The 16,542-nt window shown below is 43.3% G+C and carries 14 protein-coding genes, 1 pseudogene and 1 riboswitch; of the genes and pseudogenes, 3 read left to right on the plus strand and 12 right to left on the minus strand.

What is annotated here, in order from left to right; genetic code table 11:
- Nucleotides 1-154: 154 nt before the first annotated feature.
- From ACIQXR_RS10390 to ACIQXR_RS10410, 5 genes are all read right to left on the minus strand, one after another.
- Nucleotides 155-1,129 (minus strand): FecCD family ABC transporter permease, encoded by a 975-nt coding sequence (locus ACIQXR_RS10390; RefSeq protein ID WP_402989409.1) that lies wholly within the window; start codon nucleotides 1,127-1,129, stop codon nucleotides 155-157.
- A gap of 19 nt (nucleotides 1,130-1,148) precedes the next feature.
- Nucleotides 1,149-2,147 (minus strand): FecCD family ABC transporter permease, encoded by a 999-nt coding sequence (locus ACIQXR_RS10395; protein ID WP_403079940.1) that lies wholly within the window; start codon nucleotides 2,145-2,147, stop codon nucleotides 1,149-1,151.
- A gap of 11 nt (nucleotides 2,148-2,158) precedes the next feature.
- Nucleotides 2,159-3,091: an ABC transporter substrate-binding protein gene (locus ACIQXR_RS10400; protein ID WP_403079942.1), complete on the minus strand. Its 933-nt coding sequence runs from the start codon at nucleotides 3,089-3,091 to the stop codon at nucleotides 2,159-2,161.
- Between the two features lie 2 nt (nucleotides 3,092-3,093).
- Nucleotides 3,094-3,882: an ABC transporter ATP-binding protein gene (locus tag ACIQXR_RS10405; protein WP_402871873.1), complete on the minus strand. Its 789-nt coding sequence runs from the start codon at nucleotides 3,880-3,882 to the stop codon at nucleotides 3,094-3,096.
- 191 nt (nucleotides 3,883-4,073) lie between these two features.
- Nucleotides 4,074-5,243, minus strand: a complete 1,170-nt coding sequence (locus ACIQXR_RS10410; RefSeq protein ID WP_402958458.1) for a DHH family phosphoesterase — start codon at nucleotides 5,241-5,243, stop codon at nucleotides 4,074-4,076.
- A 224-nt stretch (nucleotides 5,244-5,467) separates the two neighbouring features.
- Here ACIQXR_RS10410 and ACIQXR_RS10415 point away from each other — a divergent pair, with 224 nt between their 5' ends.
- Entirely contained in the window at nucleotides 5,468-6,973 is a 1,506-nt protein-coding gene (locus ACIQXR_RS10415) for a methyl-accepting chemotaxis protein (protein ID WP_403079945.1), read from the plus strand.
- Between the two features lie 58 nt (nucleotides 6,974-7,031).
- On the opposite strand, the gene ribH is transcribed toward ACIQXR_RS10415, so the two are convergent.
- The 3 genes and pseudogenes from ribH to ribE all read right to left on the minus strand — a co-directional run bounded on the left by ribH (nucleotide 7,032) and on the right by ribE (nucleotide 8,825).
- Nucleotides 7,032-7,502 (minus strand): 6,7-dimethyl-8-ribityllumazine synthase, encoded by a 471-nt coding sequence (ribH, locus tag ACIQXR_RS10420; protein ID WP_402871881.1) that lies wholly within the window; start codon nucleotides 7,500-7,502, stop codon nucleotides 7,032-7,034.
- Nucleotides 7,503-7,565: 63 nt separating this feature from the next.
- Nucleotides 7,566-8,168 (minus strand): annotated as a pseudogene (ribB, locus tag ACIQXR_RS10425) (3,4-dihydroxy-2-butanone-4-phosphate synthase); the annotation flags it as partial.
- Between the two features lie 18 nt (nucleotides 8,169-8,186).
- The gene (ribE, locus tag ACIQXR_RS10430) at nucleotides 8,187-8,825 is read right to left on the minus strand and encodes a riboflavin synthase (protein WP_402989155.1); all 639 of its coding nucleotides are present in this window, start codon (nucleotides 8,823-8,825) and stop codon (nucleotides 8,187-8,189) included.
- 148 nt (nucleotides 8,826-8,973) lie between these two features.
- Nucleotides 8,974-9,104, minus strand: a riboswitch (FMN riboswitch).
- A 288-nt stretch (nucleotides 9,105-9,392) separates the two neighbouring features.
- Here ribE and ACIQXR_RS10435 point away from each other — a divergent pair.
- Nucleotides 9,393-9,983 carry a GNAT family N-acetyltransferase gene (locus ACIQXR_RS10435; RefSeq protein ID WP_402871885.1) on the plus strand — a complete coding sequence of 197 codons (591 nt, stop codon included), beginning with the start codon at nucleotides 9,393-9,395 and terminating at the stop codon, nucleotides 9,981-9,983.
- A 224-nt stretch (nucleotides 9,984-10,207) separates the two neighbouring features.
- Entirely contained in the window at nucleotides 10,208-10,936 is a 729-nt protein-coding gene (locus ACIQXR_RS10440) for a tryptophan-rich sensory protein (protein WP_403079948.1), read from the plus strand.
- A gap of 26 nt (nucleotides 10,937-10,962) precedes the next feature.
- Here ACIQXR_RS10440 and megL read toward each other — a convergent pair whose 3' ends face one another.
- From megL to putP, 4 genes are all read right to left on the minus strand, one after another.
- Nucleotides 10,963-12,138, minus strand: a complete 1,176-nt coding sequence (megL, locus tag ACIQXR_RS10445; RefSeq protein ID WP_402871894.1) for a methionine gamma-lyase — start codon at nucleotides 12,136-12,138, stop codon at nucleotides 10,963-10,965.
- 264 nt (nucleotides 12,139-12,402) lie between these two features.
- Nucleotides 12,403-13,539 carry a DEAD/DEAH box helicase gene (locus ACIQXR_RS10450; protein WP_402871896.1) on the minus strand — a complete coding sequence of 379 codons (1,137 nt, stop codon included), beginning with the start codon at nucleotides 13,537-13,539 and terminating at the stop codon, nucleotides 12,403-12,405.
- 51 nt (nucleotides 13,540-13,590) lie between these two features.
- The gene (locus tag ACIQXR_RS10455; RefSeq protein WP_402871898.1) at nucleotides 13,591-14,865 is read right to left on the minus strand and encodes an ATP-binding protein; all 1,275 of its coding nucleotides are present in this window, start codon (nucleotides 14,863-14,865) and stop codon (nucleotides 13,591-13,593) included.
- A 154-nt stretch (nucleotides 14,866-15,019) separates the two neighbouring features.
- Nucleotides 15,020-16,492: a sodium/proline symporter PutP gene (putP, locus tag ACIQXR_RS10460; protein ID WP_402871901.1), complete on the minus strand. Its 1,473-nt coding sequence runs from the start codon at nucleotides 16,490-16,492 to the stop codon at nucleotides 15,020-15,022.
- Between the last annotated feature and the right edge of the window lie 50 nt (nucleotides 16,493-16,542).

Below are 16,542 nucleotides of genomic sequence, written 5' to 3' on the forward strand. Positions count from 1 at the left end.
AGGAATTTCAATACAAATCGTACCAATGGAGCTAAATTTAGAATGACTCCTGCACAATACAGGAGTCATCGTTTAGCTGTTTAAACTATAGGTATTTTTTTAGACTGTCCATTTTATGGGGCACAGTTCATGGAAACCTGGTTTTTTAATCCGATCAAGCTGTCTTCCTTAATAAATATAGGAAGTAAGGAGCTCCGATAATAGCGACGATGATTCCGGCTGGAATGGTTTGTTCACTATAAATGATGCGGCCTATTGTATCAGCGAAAACTAAGATGGCTGCACCAATTATGGGAGATAAGAATAAAAAGCTCTGATGCTTGGAACCGACCAGCTGTTTGGCGATATGAGGAGCAATCAATCCAATGAAACTAATACTCCCAACGACCGAAACCGCCGAGGCCGCTAATGCTACCGCAATGATCAGCAAAAGGGCCCGATCCCGGTTCAGGGAAACGCCCAGCCCTTTCGCCACCGTTTCATTAAGAGCGAGAAGATTCATTGCCTTTTGCTTCCAAAGTAAAAACGGTATCGCCACCAGTAGCCAGGGAAGAAGCGCTAGAATAAAGGGCCAATCGGCTCCCCATATATTCCCTGCAAGCCATTTGGAGATGAATTGGACATCCTCCTGTTTAGCGCCTGAAACCAAGATGATCATTAATCCCGATAATGCCGAGGCAAACCCGACCCCCATCAGCACGAGCTTGATCGGCTGGATACCGTTTTTCCTGTCCAACGTGAAGAGGACGATCAGCCCGGCTGTAATGATCCCACCTAAGAAACCTACTGCCGGTAACTGATAGGTATAGGAGTCTAAATTGGCGTCAACGAACAAGTAAAATAAGGTAATTGCAACCCCTGCTCCAGCATTTATACCGATAATACCTGGATCAGCTAAATCATTTTTGGTCAATGTCTGTAAAATGGCACCAGATAATGCCAGCGACATCCCTGCTAAAGTTAGGACCAGGACGCGAGGAAACCGAACGGAAAAGAGAATGAATTCCTCTTTGAATGTCCCATCCCCCAATATCGTCGGAATGATTTGAGAGATACCGACTGAGGAAGGTCCTAAGCTGATGCCGGCAAGGATACTTATGATCAGTAATAGGGTCGTTAAGCTATACATCCATCGTACATTACTTTTTTTACGCAAAGAAAGTTCGACCTCCTTTCTTTACCAAGACCAGGAAGAATAGGAACCCGATTAATGAGACCAATGCAACAATGGGGATTTCCAATGGAGCAATTACGATTCTACTAATGAAATCTGTTAGAACCATAAAGGATCCGCCGATTATAATCGACATCGGGATGATCAAACGGTAATCCGCCCCCACGATCTTCCGGACGATATGTGGAATGAATAAGCCCACGAACGACAAATTCCCTATCAGGGCTACTGCCGTTCCTGCTAAAACGATGACCACGAACATCAAAATCACTTTGATCTTCTTCGTCTTCTGTCCAAGCCCTTTCGCCACTTCTTCATTTAAGCTAAGGACGGTCAATGGTTTGCTATAGACAGTCGCCAACACTAAACCAAAGATGATGAAGGGGACAATGATCAAAGCATCCCATGTTGTGCTGATCAACCCTCCAGCCGTCCATGTACTGACATTTTTCGATACATTGAAAAGAATGGCTATACCACTTGAAATGGCCTGTAAAAAGAGAGAAACGGCCGCTCCCGCTAAAACGAGCTTTAGCGGAGATAAACCGTTTCTAGACGTGATACCTATTCCAAATACAAGTAGCATACCAATCATTGCACCTATAAAAGAACTGAACATAAGCATTAAGAAGGTGATTCCGGGAATGAAGGCCAATGCCAGGGTAAGAGCTAAAGTAGCACCTGAAGTCAGACCGAGTAGACCCGGATCGGCAAGAGGATTCCTTGTCATCCCTTGCATGATGGCCCCGGCAACTGCCAACGCGGCTCCCACGAAGAATGCTGCGATGACACGAGGAAGACGAATTTCTCTTAGCACATCATAATAGGGTCCACCGCTTCTTCCGATAACAGCTTCATATAAATCTTGAAAACTCGTATTTGCTGCACCATACCCTAACGCCAAGACCACGACCACCATCAAAACAACGAACGATAAAACCATTTTGCTTATAATAGAATAGGAGACTTTCATCGAATCTCCCCTTATTTACCTAGAAAAGATTCTTCGAAGAAGTCTAGTTGTTTATCGAAAGAATGGGCATCGGCGAAATAGAATGCAGAGCCTTCCGCATAAAATACCTTTTTATCTTTAACCGCCGGTATTTTGTTGTACCAAGTTGAGTCCATGAATGAAGTATCTTGTCCTTCTTTCACTAAATTAAGGACTAAATAATCCCCAACATAGTCACCTAATACTTCTTCGGAAATTCCAAAATATCCAGGCTCAAGGGCAACATCTTTAACAGCCTTTGGCATGTTCAATCCCATTTCCTGATACAGGATTTCCGTTCCACGTCCCCAGTTATCGCCAAATAAATAGATTTGCTTATCAGAGTTACCAGCAACCGTTATAGTAGCATCTTCCCCGATTTTATCTTTGATTTTGTCTCCTACTACTTTCGAACGTGCTTGGAAATCTTTAACCCACTTAGTCATTTCCTCTTCTTTATTGACTACTTTACCCACTTCGATACGTTGGTCGATGTAATTCAAAGCACCGTATGTGAAGATTACGGTTGGCGCAATCTCTTGTAATTTTTTAACGTCTTCCACATCATTAGAACCGATGATCAAATCTGGATCAAGTTCAATGATTTTCTCATAATCCGTGCTCGCTACCACTTCAGCATCCGGATATTTTTTGGCGAAATCCGGGTTATCTTTTGACCATGAATCCATTCCGACTACGTTGACACCCATTTCCATTAAATCTCCCACGAATAACGATAAAACGACTACGCGTTTTGGATCGGCGGGAACTTTAACCGTACCGTTTTCCGATTTATAGCTGATCGTACCCGATTTTTTTGCATCATCCTTGCCTTGCGATGTTTCTTTAGTCGATGATTCATCATTTCCACAAGCCGTTAAAATAACCATTAATGCTGCAACTAAGAATAAAAGCCATTTTTTCATGTTCATTCTCCTTTTATTAGATCGTATGTGATGCAAACTGGTTTACCTGTACGGGGGTCTTTACTGATTTCCGCGTCAATTTTAAACACTTTCTTCAGTACATCTGGACTCATCACTTCTTCTGGTGTGCCCGCTTTTATTAAATTCCCACTCTCAAGAGCGATCATGAAATGTGAAAACCGGGCTGCATGATTCAAATCATGTAGAACCATCACAATGGTCCGATTTTCCTTTTCATTCAAGTTCTGCAAAAGCTCCAATACTTCAAGTTGATGGGCCATGTCCAGATAGGTTGTAGGCTCATCCAAAAAAATGATGTCCGTGTTTTGCGCAAGTGCCAAGGCAATCCACACCCGCTGTTTTTGACCTCCGGAAAGTTCATCTACAGAGTTGTGTCTAAATTCATATGTATTAGTAGACTTCATGGCCCAATCAATGATTTCTTTGTCTTCTTTTTTTAGGCCACCGAACCCTGATTGATATGGAAAACGACCATATGAAACCAGTTCCTCGACTAAAAGTCCTACTGCACTATCCTGTGTTTGTGGCAAGATCGACAGTTCCCTCGCCAATTCTTTCGTATTCTTTTTTTGTATTTCTGCTCCATCAAGAAAGACCTGTCCATTTTGATAGGGAATGATTCTTGTTAAAGCTTTTAATAACGTTGATTTTCCACACCCATTAGATCCTATGATTGTAGTAATTTGACCATCGGGAATTTCAATCGTCAAGCCGTTAACGATCACTTTTTTATCGTATCCAACTTCAACGTTACTAACGTTCATTCGCATGTAATCATTACCTCCCCTTTCACGCTGAAATTGATAATCGTTATCAACTACTTAACAATAAGATTATTCAGTATAATCGAATCTTTGTCAAGCGTTTTTAGGAGAAAAGAACTAAGGTACTACCCTCGTTTTTTTCCCTCCATATAACAACTGCAAATAACAGCCGCCCAAATTTGGACAGCTGCATTGCCTTACCCTCTATTCACAAACTCTTCGTATCTTTCATCGTTCGCAAGCCAGGCTACATATTTACGTTTCGTGTATTTTTCCGCTTCCTCGAACGTATCAAACGATTTCTTTATCAGTTTTCCATTCACTTCAATGATCCACTCTTCTTCTTCATCATTTTCATAAATGAAGATATCCTGTTTATCTCTCGTTGAATATAGGCAACCTTCTGGTGAATTCTTCACATTCAATTGGTTCTTATGAGCGTCGCGCTTAATCGGTTCAGAGAAGAATGTCTTCTCGACGAATTGGCTGTATGCTTTTTCCGACATCGTACAACCTGCGGCTTTTTGATGGCCGCCCCCATCATATTTCCCTGCAACCTCAGCTACATCTATCTCATCATGGATGGTGCGGAAACTGATTCTTTTGCTTCCGACCATAAGGATCGCAATATAATCCAGATGGGAAAATTCTTTTGATAGCTCATTACCCAATTCCGAATGGTAAGACTCGGCATGGACCACCCCAACTGTATGAGGACCGACCGTAGCCTGATACACTTCTCTTTTTTTCCTATTTATGTACCGATCCACACGACTCTCTTCCACTCCCAAAAGAGTCTGTTCCACTTCATCAAACGCGAAGTTTTCAGCTGATGAGAGCTTATGTGCAATCTTCGTTTCGAATTCTTCAATCGGAATCATGAAGAATAAGTCATTCAACCGTTTGGCCGTTACATTATTATTGGCCTGCCATTCCCATGTATCATATTGTCGAACCAATTCAACGAATTCAGAGAAAATCCGGGAAGGCTCCAGCCACTTTTGATCCACCGCATATTGATAGAATAAAGAAGTGGCTGCCGTTTGTTTGCCGTCTTCCTGTTCAACCGTAACAGATGCCCAGTCATGTTCATTCAAATGCAGTGCCGACTTATGATGGTCGATTAAAAGTGCATGTCCTCCATCCTCAACGAATTGCGTAATCATTTTTTCATTATCTTCATTTACCGAAAGATCGGTAACAATCAATGTATCCTCGATATTCGCCTGCTCAAGAAATGCTTCGACATTCTGATTAAGGCGGCCGATTGAATTATAGCTAACTACCACGTCTTCCCCGAATGCAAGCTTCGCGACGATTCCGCAGCCGACCCCGTCTAAATCATTATGTGTAAAAAGATAGTACACATAAACCCCTCCTAAAAACTAATATATTTACTTTTCCCTAAGAAATGATTTTCAATTGCAATCTTTACAATTGTAGCATAATCACATCCGACTATTTTAACACGGTTCCACCCAAAACCGCTTTGAACGTAAAAAAAAATCGACCACCTTCAATTTTTTTCTTTATTTTGTAATATTTACATCGTAATATAGATGAGTTACTAAATAGAAATCGAGGTATGACAATGTATCAGTTCAGATCAGATCGTGCATCAAGAGAAATAATAAATAACTCAAGACACTCGGCCATCATCATCTATACACTATTCACGATTGCTGCCGGCCTCCTATTTTCATTCACAGTCGGCATACCGACTCTAAACATTGGAATCATTGCCCTTTTTAGCATCATCCCCGCCGTTGTGGCCTCCATTTTGATCAAGCAAAAAAAATGGACACTCGGGGTGCCCTATCTTATCGGCATCACGATCAACCTTTTATTCGCTTCGATCATCATCCAGTCCAGTAGCCCTTTGTCATTGGTCCTGTTATATCTAGGGCTTCTTTTTGCGTCCATTTATTACGATTATTATCATGTCATCTTGTCGATCGTCCTATATTCAGGGTTCCTGATTTACCTGATTTTATGGTCAGAACCTTTTTCCATGGTTTTATCTGAAAAGGGCGTCACTGTACTTGGTATCATTCTTTTATTTATTTTAACTGCCATTTTATCCGTCTTTTTCAGTTTAATCGGTAGTGCTTCGATTAATGTCGCTTTGGTCGAGCTTGCTAAGAGCCGACAAACGGAAATCAAGACCAAGGATATGCTTGACGAAATCACCAAATCCGTTCATGGATTGACCGACTTTTACAATGAGCTGCAAGCCAATGTCCAAGTCACTGGAAATATCTCCAAGGAAATCACGAATGCCTTTATAGAAGTCACAAGGAATATTGAATCCCAGGCATTAAGCGCCAATGAAGTGAAAGATTCCATCGATTCATTCGATGTAGAAGTTCAACAGGCCACCCTTGCATCCGATAAAATGAAAGTCCATACGGTAGAAAATGAATCAAGCACCAAAGATGGACGTCAGGCGATGATCATCCTTGCCCAAGATATTATATCCGTGGGGGAAAAGGCTAAACAGACCGCCTTCTTAATGGAAGAATTGAATCAACAAAATAAGCAGATCCAAACGATTCTGGCAACAATCGAAGACATCTCGGACCAAACGAACTTAATTTCCTTGAATGCCTCCATCGAGGCGGCACGAGCGGGGGAACATGGGAAGAGCTTTGCCGTGGTTGCGGATGAGATCAGGAAGCTTGCTATAAACAGCCGACAGGCGACCAATCAAATCCAGCAAATCTTACATCATATCTCCATCAAGTCTAATGAGGTGACAGATGGCGTGAATCAGAGCTTGGATGTTGCAGGCATGATAAAGAAAAACTCCGAAGATGTCGAACACGTTTTCAAAGAGATGGAAGGAAACACGCTCCAAGTCATGGAACAATCGATCAAACTTCAAACCATGCTTCAAGCTTTGACGCAAAACTCGAGTACGGCAACGAATGAAGTGACCAATATTGCCAGCATCGTACAGGAAAATGCCGCTTCCCTGGAGGAAGTCGCCGCGAGCGTGGTCGATCAGAATACCCTCATTACCCAAATGGAAAGTAACTTCTCCAGTTTTGAAGACCTTTTAAGAAGCCTGGAAAAGCTGACAGTCAGCGAGAAGTAATTTGTTTGTTCAAGAAGAAAGCCGCGGATGGTTGCCCTTCCGCGGCTTTCTATCTAATTTATTGTTCAATCAGTTTTCCAAGGTTCGCCATTTCTATGGCACTGACCGCTGCTTCATATCCTTTATTTCCCGATTTCGTGCCGGCCCGTTCAATGGCCTGCTCGATATTTTCCGTCGTCAATAATCCGAAGATGACCGGAACGCCGGTATCCAAAGCAACGGAGGCCATTCCTTTCGCTGCTTCATTGCAGACATAATCATAATGCGAAGTAGAACCTCTGATGACCGTCCCTAATCCAATCACTGCGTCGTATTTCCCCGTGTTCACAAGTTTCTTGGCAATGAGCGGCAATTCAAATGCTCCTGGCACCCAAGCGATGTCCACGTCATCCTCGTCAACACCGTGGCGTTTCAGACCATCCAATGCTCCGCCCAATAGCTTGCTTGTAATGAACTCATTGAACCTTCCAACCACGATTCCCACTTTCAGTCCCGATCCGATTAATTGTGCTTCGATAATTTTCCCCATGTCTATTTCCTCCTCATTTTAAAAACATCATGCATTTTGAATGTATACCTGTTCTTGCGATGATTCCTTTTGCTTACGGTATTGTACCAAGTCCGCAATCGTAATGAATTTCAGGTTGAATTTATCCGCAATTAGTTCCAAGTCGGATACACGTGCCATGCTTCCATCTTCATTCATGATTTCACAAATGACACCTGCTGGAGCAGCCCCACATAACTTGGCCAAGTCGACGGAGGCTTCCGTATGTCCCGTGCGGCTTAACACGCCCCCTGCCTTGGCTATCAACGGAAAAGTGTGCCCCGGGCGTTGAAAGTCCTCGGCAACCGAATCTTCCTTCAAAAGCTCAAGGATGGTAATGGACCGCTCGAACGCACTGATTCCGGTAGACGTGCTTTTATGATCGATACTTACGGTGAAGGCCGTCCCATGATGATCGGTGTTATCATTGACCATCGGATGCAAGTTCAGCTTTTTCGCCAACTGTTCGGTAATCGTCGTACAAATCAACCCACGGCCATGCGTCGCCATAAAGTTAATGGCTTCGGGTGTCGCCTTTTCTGCAAGCACCACGAAATCCCCTTCATTTTCGCGGTCTTCATCATCGGAAATGATGATTACTTTCCCAGCTTTCAAATCTTCAATCGCTTCTTCAATGGTATGGAACATCCTGTACACCTCCATTTATTAGAATCCATGCTTAGACAAGAATGCTAAATCCAGTCCTGGTTTTGATTCGCTGTTTTTCATTTGATGTATGATATATTTCCCTAACATGTCGTTTTCAATGTTTACGATATCGCCTGCCGCCTTCCTGCCCAAAATGGTATCCTGATGGGTCAAGGGAATGAGTGATACAGTCAGCAAATTTCCCTCGATGCCGAATATCGTCAAGCTTGTCCCATCGATGGCAACAGATCCTTTTGGCATACAGTATGTACTGAGCCCTTCTTCCAGCTGAATCACATAATAGACGGCATTTTCTTTTCGTTCTTTTTTCATGATGGTGCCCGTTCCATCAATATGACCTGAAACGAAATGGCCGCCGAAACGTCCATTAGCACTCATCGCACGTTCAAGATTCACTTCTGAACCTGGTTTCAATGTCCGGATCGATGAAGCTTTCACCGTTTCCGGCATCACATCGACCGTAAATAAAGTCTGTGTGAAGGAAGTCACCGTCAAACAGACCCCGTTAACGGAAATGCTGTCTCCAAGATGAACATCTTCCAGTACTTTCTTAGAGGAAATGGCCAGTTCCATGCTGCTTCTTCCCTTTTTCATGGAATGAACCGTGCCGATCTCCTCAATGATTCCGGTAAACATAGTTTCTCCCCCTTTTATACACATATAAAAAACCCCTTAGGATTGCCTAAGGAGTTAGCAGGAGAAATGAGTGAAAAAAATGGTATACCTAATAAACCCATCATTTCATATTCTGAAAAAATAGGCGTACGTATACACTTGGATTTCACACGTCCTTCTCCCATCCAGACTGTACTGTCGGCTTTGGATTCTCACCAAATCCTGCCTTTATCAGGCTCGCGGGCTTAGAATTGCTTCATCACCGCCGGTTGGGATTTTCACCCGACCCCGAAGGACTAACTATTTTTTTGAATCTTCTATTATTTTAACACTCTAAAGTACGGATGTAAAACATCTATCCTAAAATGAATCGATAGTTGCAAGCAAATCCTATAAGAAAAGGGAGGAATCCATCCTATGTAAGCGACTATAGCCGTGGTGCTTACATATCAATAGATCCCTGCCATCATACGAATCTCGTATACACGATCCAAGAGAGATGCTAGAATTTTATTCCATTATTTTCTTATTAAATGTACTGAATTATGCTATAATAATTGGAAAATCAAGAATAAATGGGGAATTCAAATGGGAAAGACAAACCTTTTAATGGTTCAGCACAATCATATCGAAAGTGAGCGTATCATCTTACGTCCGGTTTCGCTTGATGATGCTGAGGATATGTATGAATATACATCTGATGAAGAAACGACACGTTACCTTTACGACAAACATAAAGATTTGGACCAGACTAAGAACTTCATAGCGAACTATTTCTTGGAAGAGCCTATCGGCAAATATGCACTCGTGTTAAAGGAAGACAACAAAATGATTGGGGCTATCGAATTCAGAGTGCATGAATCGAACAAATGTGGAGAACTGGGTTATACTTTAAACCGGAATTTCTGGGGTAAAGGCTATATGACCGAAGCGGGAAAATCAATACTGGAATTAGCCTTCAATGTTTTGGATTTGGAGCGAGTATTTGCTGAATGTGATGTGATAAATGCCGCATCCGGGAAAGTATTGGATCGCTTAGGCATGAAGTGTGAAGGGATTCACCGTAAAAGCCACATGACGAAGGGTACATTATTAGACAGCGCCTATTATTCCATATTAAAAGAAGAATATGTAACCCCCGAAAAAAAGGATGAAACGGTTGTTAACGCTAAATCCTAATTTCATTAATTAATTAAACACCTTTAAAGGACCTTGCTGCAATAAAAGTAGCAAGGTCCTTATTTTTTAGACGTGTTGTACCTTTATCCCTTTACAGACAATTGAATACCATCTTTTCTCCACTAAGTAAGAATCCTTCCTTCCGATGTGCTAAAAAAGGTTATCTCTCCAATTTAAAAGGAATAAGATAATATGTCCCAATCTCATTCAAAGGAGGAAGACACATGCTAATTGTTCTTATCAACCTTGTTGCCTATCTGTTCGTCATCACGATGAACTTCCTGGCTAATTACCTTCCCTTCAACGGCCAAACCTCAGGGGAAGTTTCCGGGAAACTGGACGTTCTTTTTACCCCAGCCGGCTATGTATTCTCGATATGGGGATTGATTTATTTTCTTCTTGCCATCTGGGTAGCCAGACAGTTTATGGGGAAACATAAAACAAGTCCCGCATATATGGTCTCTTTCCCATGGTTCGCCTTAAGCTGTATATTTAACGGAGCCTGGCTATTAGCTTGGCATTACGAATTCTTCCTGTTATCCGTCATCATCATCATTACACTTTTATTGACCTTGATTGTCATTTACACAAACATTATAAAAGTGAGGCATGCCTTTCTCGACTTGATGCCCTTTTCCGTCTATCTAGGATGGGTGAGCGTCGCGACCATTGCTAACATTTCCTACTATCTGACCTATATCGGCTGGAATGGTTTCGGGATTTCCGATGTAGCATGGACGATCGCCCTCTTACTCGTAGCCACGGCTCTGGCATTCATCTTTGCCATCAAAAACAAGGACTGGTGCTACCCACTCGTCTTCGTCTGGGCCATCATCGGAATCGGCGTAAGGAACAGCACGCCCCATCCGACAATCACCACCACATCCTATATCCTGGCCACCCTCATCCTCATCCTATCCATAACCGTCCTGATCAGGAACCTCAGGAAATAATTCAGGAAATAAAAGGGGTCAGACCCCTAAAACGCCTGTTCAAGGTCAGACCAGATGTCATGCCAGGATTCTAGGCCGACGGAGAGCCGTATGAGTTGGTCGGTGATGCCCATCTGCGTTCTTGATTCTTTTGGGATGGACGAGTGTGTCATCGTAGCGGGATGCTGGATCAAGGATTCAGCGTCTCCTAGGCTGACCGCGATTTTTATAAGCTTCAAGTTATTGAGGAATCGTTGGGCATCCTGTTTTGTCCCCTCCAGTTCAAAGGAAATCATGCCTCCACCGGATTTCATCTGTTTTTCCATGATCCGATAATCCCCTGATTCTGCGTCGCCTGGATAATAGACGGCCTTAACCCGTTGATGCTGTTTCAGCATGCGAAAGATCTCCGTTGCATTAGAAGCGTGACGATCCATCCTGACTGGCAACGTCTTCAATCCCCGCAACAGCAACCATGCATCAAATGGCGAAATAATCCCTCCGATATCCTTCTGTGTTGTCATGGCCACCTGATTGATAAACTCCTTCTTTCCGACAATCAGACCCGCCACAACGTCCCCATGTCCACAAAGATACTTCGTAGCACTATGAAGGACGACATCACATCCAAATTCCAGTGGCTTCTGTAAATATGGAGTGGAAAACGTATTATCGACCACAACAGGCACATTATTCTCCTTGGCGACTTTCATGACCAATGCTAAATCGATCATTTTCATCGTCGGATTAATCGGCGTCTCAACATAGATGCAGGTCGTATTCGGACGGATCATGCTCCTTAGCTGGTCCTCCGTTTCCATATCGCAAAAATCGTGGGTGATCCGGTATTTTTCCTCCATCAGTTGAAGAAGGCCGAAAGTACATCCATACAACCCTTTTGAACAAACGATATGGTCATCGGCTTTGGTCAAAGCAAAAAGGACCGCAGACACGGCAGCCATCCCTGAACTAAACGCAAGTCCCGCTTCCCCGCCTTCCAAGGCCGCAATCTTCTCTTCCAGCACCCGAACCGTCGGATTTCCCAGCCTCGAGTAAATATATCCATCTTCTAAACCAGCAAACCGGTTTTCCCCTTGTTCGGCCGTATCGAACGTAAATGTCGAGGTTTGAAACAAAGGTGTGGTCAAGCTTCCTAAATGCTCCTTCGAATCATATCCTTCATGAATCACAGCTGTTTCAATATGCTTATATTTCTCTCCCATTCTAACTCCCCCTATCCAAATAGCTATATCTATCATATGTTAAAAAAACATATTTTGGAAGCGTTTTCAATGTAAGTCGCCTGGGCATTCGTACAGGATCAGTCCTGTTGCCCTTGTTAATCATCCACAAAGCTTGTGAAGCGGCCAGTTTTCCTTTAAAAAGCTTGCAATCTATCAAATAGGAACGTCAAATGAGGATAGCCGGATTACGCTACAGAACATAAAAAAAGAGACAGCCTTCATGGCCATCTCCATTCTTCAAGCCTATTCTTCTTCTACGATATTCCCACCATAGAAAGTGACTTTCGTTAAGGGGATTTCAAGTTCGCGAGCCATTTTCTTCAACTCACGCTCTTCTCTTTCCGTCACGATCGAGATGACCGTGCCATCCGCTCCGGCACGTCCCGTTCTACCAGACCGATGAATATATTGGTCAATGTTTTCAGCCATATCAATATGAACGACGGCTGTCAGTCCTTTAATATCAAGTCCACGGGCCGCCACATCGGTTGCAATCAACATCGGTGACTTTCCAGAACGAAGCTTACGCAACGCTTTTTCACGATCGACTTTATTCGACTCCCCGTGAAGTACGCCCATTTCGATGCCTTTAAACTTAAGCTTCTCATGTAACACGCTAAGCTCGGCAATATCGTTCAAAAAGGCCAATGCCTTCACATCTTTCAATCTTGTGATTTTCTCCAAGATTTTGGACTTTTCGCGTCTTTCGACTACAAAATAAAGATGATCGACCTTCGAATCCATTTTTTCACTTTTATCAACCTTGATCAATTCTGGTTCATTCATGAATCCTCGGGCCACTTTTTCCGTTTCTTCGGGAAGGGTCGCCGAGAACACCATGATTTGGCGGTCCTTAAGCGTCGTTTTGATAATATTGTTGATTGTTTGCATATGCTCGGGAATGATCAATTGATCTCCTTCATCGAGTACGATCGTTTTCACTTCATGCATCTTCAACTTCTTTTGGGCAATCAATTCATAGACACGGCCTGGTGTTCCCGCAATCACTTGTGGATGCTTCTTCAGTTTGTCCAACTGACGCTTCACATTGGCACCACCAATGAAGGCTGCTCCAGAAATACCGCTACCTTCCGACCAAATCCGAATCTCTTCATTGATCTGCATCACCAATTCCCGTGATGAAGCCAAGATTAAAGCTTGGGGGGATTTTTTTTCAGGATCTATTTTTTCAAGCAATGGCAGTAAATAAGCAAGTGTCTTTCCCGTCCCCGTTGGAGATTCGGCCATGACGTCTTTTCCTTGTGCAATGACAGGAATCGTTTTCGTTTGTACCGGCGTAAGTTGTGCAAAGCCTGACTTTTTCCAGACTTCCTGGATAAATGGCTTTCTATCGTTCAGTAATACAGGTAATTCGCTCATATCGTTCTCCTTTAATAAAAAAACTTTTCATATCCTTTATAGTACCATTTGTTATAGGGTAGTAGCCAACGGAATCCGAATTGTCACCGTCGTCCCTTTATGTTTCTCACTTTCAAATCGCATCTCACCATTCAATCGATGGACAATTTTCTGACAGATGGTAAGCCCGATTCCCGTTCCCTTTTCTTTTATCGAATAAAACGGTTCACCAATTCGCTCCAACCGCTCCGGCTCCATCCCGATCCCATTATCACTGACCATGACTATAGCATGATCATCGATGATTTGCAGGGATATGTCAATTTTTCCATTCTCACCAACAGCCTCGATGCCATTCTTGATGAGATTGATGAATAGCTGTTTAAGCTCGATCGAATCGGCCATGACTAAAACGGGGTCTGCCCCTTTCACTTCAATGGCCATCTCAATATTGTTCAGGTTCGATTCAGCTTTCATGAGTGTATACACTTGATGCAGGCAGTCCCCAAGGTCCAGCTTACGGAAGGTGACATCCTGTTTCTTGCCAAGGACGAGCAACTCGCTCGAAATGATATTGATGCGTTCAATTTCCTTTAACATGATGTCAGTATGCAACGGGTCGACTTCCTTGGTCATATCCATTAATTGCACGAACCCTTTTAATGATGTTAACGGATTTCTTATTTCATGTGCCACTGCTGCCGAGAGATGCCCGATGACGGAGAGCTTTTCAGACATGACCATCAATTCCTCTTCACGCCGGACCTTGGTAATGTCCCGGACGATGGCATAGATTCCAAGTAACTCCTTGTGGACAATGATGGGCAAAAAGGTGACACGCATGATTCGCTTTTCGTCATCCATCCTCTGGATATTCGTTTCGAAGTGTACAGCTTCTCCCTCCAAAGACTTGATAAAATAATCAGATGCTTTTTCATTTTCGATCAAATCGATGAAGTATCCCGCTTGTTTTGCTTTTAATGCCTCACCTCGGACCCCGAGGAACTTTTCGGCTTTTGGATTAACCGACATGATCCTGCCTTCAAGATCCAATTGTAGAACACTATCTGGATTGTGCTTAAACAAGGATTGATACTGCTCATCCTTCAAGTTGAATTCCTGTTGGGACCGCAACATTTTCCCTGTCCAATACCGGATGATGACATAGAGAATGATCCCGGTTATGAATATATAGATCCACCCCTTCGAATGCTGGAACATCGCATAGGTGTGAACATTCTCTTTTGCGCGGGACATCGAGATGTAATCGGTAACAAAAATCCATAAGGCCCCAATGATCATATATATAATAGCTACTTTACCTGCAATTTTATGTGAATGGTTCATCCCGTATCCTTTATATTTATTTTTTGGCTTATTATTCCCAACTCACTCAAAAAAAAGTCCTCATGCACTACACATAAGGACTTTACAGCTATTGTACCATGTTTTTGCTAATGATTGAAAAGAGAGTGCCATCCATTCAATTGAACAGCGCATTCTATTTAGTTAGGTTTTTAACAGCCTGATCAAAATCTTCGTCTATTTCTTTAGAAGGTTTCGCCGATAACAGACTGAAAATCACGACGGCAAGCGTACCTGCGATAAAGCCAGGTATGATTTCGTAGACTTCCGCGAACTTGTCGATGGATTCCCATACGATCACGGTTACCGTACCGATGATCATTCCAGCCAGGGCTCCCCATTTTGTCATTCTTCTCCAGAAAAGGCTCAGTAATATGACCGGTCCGAATGCCGAGCCGAAACCTGCCCAAGCATACCCAACCAATTTTAAAATGGTCCCGCTCGGGTTGAACGCCAAAACAAGGGCAATCACGGATATCGCCAATACGCCCAACCGTCCAACCAGCACTAATTCCTTATCGGAAGCATTTGGACGAACGAACTGTTTATAGAAGTCATCCGTCAACGCACTTGCCGACACCAATAATTGAGAAGCGATCGTGCTCATGACTGCGGATAGAATCGCCGCCAGCAAGAATCCCGTAATTAGAGACGGGAACAACTCTTTAGAAAGGAGGATGAATACTGATTCTGCATTCGCTTCCCCCAAAGGCGCATTCGCCTTGCTAAAGTAAGAAATCCCGACCAATCCTGTGAACATGGCACCTACAATGGCGAACACCATCCAGCCCATACCGATGCGACGGGCACTTTTCAATTCTTTCACGGAAGATATCGCCATGAATCGGACGATGATATGCGGTTGGCCAAAATAACCAAGTCCCCATGCCAGCAACGAAATGATCCCAATCGTCGACATTCCTTCAAACGCATGCAAAAGGGTCGGATCAATTGATTTTATTTCCGTAAATGTTGGAGTCCAGCCTCCTATATTTACAATGGTGACGACAGGTACTAGAATTAAGGCAATGAACATGATGGTTCCTTGAACAAAATCCGTCCAACTCACGGCAAGGAAGCCACCGAATAACGTGTAAAGAATGACGACACTTGCCGTCAGCCAGATTCCATATCGGTAATCCAGGTTAAAGGCCGTCCGGAAAAGCTCCCCGCCTGCTACCATACCGGAAGAGGTGTAGAAAGTAAAAAAGATTAAAATGACTAAAGCGGATACCACTTTTAAAATTCGGGAGGTATCTTTAAACCGATTCCCCAAATAGTCTGGTATAGTAATAGAATTATTCGCGATCTCCGTATATGTACGAAGCCTTGGCGCCACGAATAACCAGTTTAGATAAGCGCCTACTGACAGACCGATGACGATCCACCCGGCACTTAAGCCATTCAAGTACATGGCTCCAGGAAGGCCCATCAGCAACCATCCGCTCATGTCGGAAGCACCGGCACTTAAAGCGGTTACAGCCGGACCCAAGTTTCTTCCTCCGAGCATGTAATCCGTCAGGTTAGCGGTCCTTCGATAAGCAAGGTACCCGATTAGCAGCATACCTGCCATGTATATGACAATTGAAACGATTGCTCCATATTCCAAAAATTCTTCCTCCATTACTTACGAACCTTTCGATAGAGAAGGCTCATTTT

Origin of the sequence: Peribacillus sp. NPDC097224 (assembly GCF_044761985.1) — a bacterium.
GTDB lineage: Bacteria > Bacillota > Bacilli > Bacillales > DSM-1321 > Peribacillus.

Excerpts from the sequence above, each read along its gene's own strand:
- ACIQXR_RS10435 (WP_402871885.1), top strand. The coding sequence starts at position 9,393 with ATGGGAAAGACAAACCTTTTAATGGTTCAGCACAATCATATCGAAAGT.
- ACIQXR_RS10400 (WP_403079942.1), bottom strand. The coding sequence starts at position 3,091 with ATGAAAAAATGGCTTTTATTCTTAGTTGCAGCATTAATGGTTATTTTA.
- ribH (WP_402871881.1), bottom strand. The coding sequence starts at position 7,502 with ATGGGGAAAATTATCGAAGCACAATTAATCGGATCGGGACTGAAAGTG.
- ACIQXR_RS10450 (WP_402871896.1), bottom strand. The coding sequence starts at position 13,539 with ATGAGCGAATTACCTGTATTACTGAACGATAGAAAGCCATTTATCCAG.
- ACIQXR_RS10395 (WP_403079940.1), bottom strand. The coding sequence starts at position 2,147 with ATGAAAGTCTCCTATTCTATTATAAGCAAAATGGTTTTATCGTTCGTT.
- ACIQXR_RS10415 (WP_403079945.1), top strand. The coding sequence starts at position 5,468 with ATGTATCAGTTCAGATCAGATCGTGCATCAAGAGAAATAATAAATAAC.
- megL (WP_402871894.1), bottom strand. The coding sequence starts at position 12,138 with ATGGGAGAGAAATATAAGCATATTGAAACAGCTGTGATTCATGAAGGA.
- ACIQXR_RS10455 (WP_402871898.1), bottom strand. The coding sequence starts at position 14,865 with ATGAACCATTCACATAAAATTGCAGGTAAAGTAGCTATTATATATATG.
- ACIQXR_RS10390 (WP_402989409.1), bottom strand. The coding sequence starts at position 1,129 with ATGTATAGCTTAACGACCCTATTACTGATCATAAGTATCCTTGCCGGC.
- ribE (WP_402989155.1), bottom strand. The coding sequence starts at position 8,825 with ATGTTTACCGGAATCATTGAGGAGATCGGCACGGTTCATTCCATGAAA.
- ACIQXR_RS10440 (WP_403079948.1), top strand. The coding sequence starts at position 10,208 with ATGCTAATTGTTCTTATCAACCTTGTTGCCTATCTGTTCGTCATCACG.
- ACIQXR_RS10405 (WP_402871873.1), bottom strand. The coding sequence starts at position 3,882 with ATGCGAATGAACGTTAGTAACGTTGAAGTTGGATACGATAAAAAAGTG.